The following is a 1,494-nucleotide window of genomic DNA, read 5'->3' on the forward strand; positions in this document are numbered from 1 at the left end:
TGTAAATCGTCAGCAAAAAGTGGACAGTTTAGATACATAATTTAAGATAGTGTTTTCTAAAAAAAATGTAATTTTAATTATGGGAACACCAAAGAAAAAATCCGCAGAATCTTTTGTAAAAGACATTCGTAATAATACCCGTCGTATTTTTACAGCAGAACAAAAGATTTTAATAGTTATGGAAGCACTACGTGCAGAAATTTCTATAGCTGAATTATGTAGAAAATACAGTATTAACCAATCTCAATTTTACAAATGGAATAAAGAATTCCTTGAAGCAGGTAAAAAACGCTTATCTGGCGACGTAACTCGTGAAGCTACAAGTGATGAAGTAACAGAGCTAAAGAAAGAAAATGCTCGATTAAAAGAGATGGTTGCCGACTTAGTTCTACGCTATGACATTGTAAAAAAAAGTTTGGACATGATGGATTAGCAGATTCATTAAAACGCTATATGAGATTAACTGCTACTGAAAAACATGAGATAATTCAACAGGTAACACGAAGCGAATTAGGTGTTAAACGTACTTTAGAAGCTTACGGAATTTCTCGAAGTACTTTTTATAAATGGTATCAAAATTATTTAGAAAAAGGGTTCGATGGCTTAAAGCCAAAACAACGATTGACAAATCGGCAATGGAACAGTATTCCAGATAATCAAAAGGATTTAGTTGTTGAATTAGCCCTTGATCATCCCGAATTATCATCCCGAGAACTGGCTTTTAAAATCACTGATGAACAAGCAATTTATATATCAGAATCCAGTGTTTATCGAATTTTAAAGCAACGAGGTTTGATTGCTGCCCCCAATCATATTTTAATTGCTGCTTCCAATGAATTTAAAGATAAAACACAATTTGTACATCAAATGTGGCAGACTGATTTTACTTATTTCAAAATTATTGGATGGGGATGGTATTATTTAAGTACAATTTTAGACGATTACAGTCGATATATCATTCACTGGGAATTATGTGATTCTATGAAGGCTGAAGATGTAAAAAGAACCGTGAACACAGCTATTGCAAAGGCTCGATTAAAAACCAAACACAAGCCAAAGCTACTATCGGATAATGGCCCCTGTTATGTTTCAAACGAACTAAAAACGTATTTGAAAGATCAATTAAAAATGAAACAAGTTCATGGAAAACCAATGCATCCGCAAACTCAAGGAAAAATTGAACGCTACCACAGAACAATGAAAAACGTGGTTAAACTGAATCATTTTTACCATCCAGAAGAATTAATTCAAGCTTTAAATGAATTTGTAGAAAATTATAACAATAAACGATATCATGAATCTTTAAACAACTTAACACCAGCTGATGTATACTATGGAAGATCGGATAAAATACTTGAGCAAAGAGCTATTATTAAACAAAAAACAATTGCTAAAAGAAGACAATTGTATAATCAAGAAAAAATACTAAATTTATAAACCAAACACTATCTTAATTTCTACAGGAATGTGTCCAAATTAGTTTGAAGACGTACA

The 1,494-nt window shown here is 31.9% G+C and carries 1 protein-coding gene; it reads left to right on the forward strand.

Annotation, left to right across the window (positions count from 1 at the left end; all coding sequences use genetic code 11):
* The first annotated feature begins 79 nt into the window (after nt 1–79).
* Nucleotides 80–1,437 (forward strand): IS3 family transposase gene (locus EG242_RS14750; protein ID WP_397259307.1). Its coding sequence is split into 2 segments (ribosomal slippage): nt 80–415 and nt 418–1,437, totalling 1,356 coding nucleotides; the frame shifts between segments, so codons are not numbered across the junction.
* Nucleotides 1,438–1,494 lie beyond the last annotated feature (57 nt).

Source organism: Paenimyroides viscosum, from assembly GCF_003858535.1.
Taxonomy (GTDB): domain Bacteria; phylum Bacteroidota; class Bacteroidia; order Flavobacteriales; family Flavobacteriaceae; genus Flavobacterium; species Flavobacterium viscosum.